The organism is Micromonospora sp. AMSO1212t (genome assembly GCF_008868145.1).
GTDB lineage: Bacteria > Actinomycetota > Actinomycetes > Mycobacteriales > Micromonosporaceae > Micromonospora > Micromonospora tulbaghiae.
In genome coordinates this window covers 1-1,244 of record NZ_WBKS01000252.1, presented here as the reverse complement: position 1 = coordinate 1,244, position 1,244 = coordinate 1, and the positions used below count along the sequence as shown (strand labels likewise).

At 74.4% G+C, this 1,244-nt stretch carries 3 protein-coding genes; all 3 read right to left on the bottom strand.

All coding sequences use genetic code 11. From position 1 onward, the window contains the following. On the bottom strand, positions 1-658 hold a 658-nt coding region (locus F8279_RS29670; protein ID WP_305069415.1), incomplete at its 3' end, for a beta-ketoacyl synthase N-terminal-like domain-containing protein. Beyond that, complete coding sequence (locus F8279_RS29665; protein WP_091417755.1) at positions 651-896, bottom strand: hypothetical protein; 246 nt, start codon at positions 894-896, stop codon at positions 651-653. The genes F8279_RS29665 and F8279_RS29670, both read right to left, overlap by 8 nt. Next, entirely contained in the window at positions 896-1,159 is a 264-nt protein-coding gene (locus F8279_RS29660; RefSeq protein ID WP_091417749.1) for an acyl carrier protein, read from the bottom strand. The genes F8279_RS29665 and F8279_RS29660 overlap by 1 nt, the downstream gene beginning before the upstream one ends. Positions 1,160-1,244 lie beyond the last annotated feature (85 nt).

Below are 1,244 nucleotides of genomic sequence, written 5' to 3'. Positions count from 1 at the left end.
CGAGCGTCTCGGCGCCCCGCCGGGCGGCCGCGCCCGCCGACTCCAGCACCACGGCGGCCACCCCGTCGCCCAGCAGCAGGCCCTTGCGGCCGGCGCTGAACGGGCGTACCGCGCCGTCGGCGGCGAGCGCCCGGCCGGCGTCGAACAGCGCGTACTGGTCCGGTTCGACCAGGTAACCGGCCGCGACCACGACCCGTTCCAGGTCGCCCCGGCGGATCAGCGCCGCCGCGTCGGCGACCGCGCTGCTCGCCGACACGCAGGCGGTGGTGTAGATCCGGGTACGCCCGCCGAGGCCGCACCGCGCGGCCAGGTGCCCGGCGAGCGCCGGCACCGTCGGCTCGTTGCACCCCTGAGGTACGGGCAGCGAGTACGGCCCGCCGTGGGTGGCCAGGAACAGGGCCGACTCCGCCCGCCCGGCCCGGTCCAGTCCGGCGGCCCGGGCGGCGGTGTCGATCGCGTCGGCCAGCTCGCCGGCGAGCGTGCCGACGTCCGGCGCTGTGGCCGCCACCGTCACCCGGCGGCCCGTGGTGTCGAAACGGCGCACCGGCGCGAACGCCGGGGTGCCGGTGAGCACCCCGGCCAGCAGCGCGTCGGCGCCCCTGCCGAGGGCGCTGAGCGCGTACGTGCCGGTGATCCGTACGGTCTCCCGCTCAGCCATCTGCGGGAGCGGTGAGAGAGCCACGGAACACGGCGAGCGCGTCGTCGACGGTGCGGACGCCGGCGAGCTGGTCGTCGCTCAGGTCCAGCCGGGTGTCGTAGCGCTGCTCGACCATGTGTACCAGCCAGGCCAGCTCCATCGAGCCGAGCCGGTCCGGCACCTGGTCGGCGGGGCTCGCGGTCAGTTCGGCGAGCATGCTCACCAGGTCAGCTCGCCCCAGGTCGGGCTGACCGGACATCAGGACTTGTCGCTGTTCGCGGCCACCCGGTCGGTGACCATCGTGGTGAACTCGCCGACCGTCATCAGCGCCAGCTTCTCCGACTCGTCGTCGGCGAACTTCAGGCCGTAGCGGTCCTCGACGCGGACCGCGAGGTCGGCCAGGGCCAGCGACTCCAGGTCGACGCCGGAGGGGCCGAGCGTGGTGTCGTCGTCGAGCTCCTCCACGTCGTAGTTCATGTCGGCGAGCTGTTCGACGACGAAGGTGCGGACCTCGTCTCGCATGGGTTCAGACCTCTTCTCCGTGGCTGACGGTGCCCGGTCGGGACACCGCGTGCGTGGGAACCGGCGGGGTCGGGCGCGCGGGTGG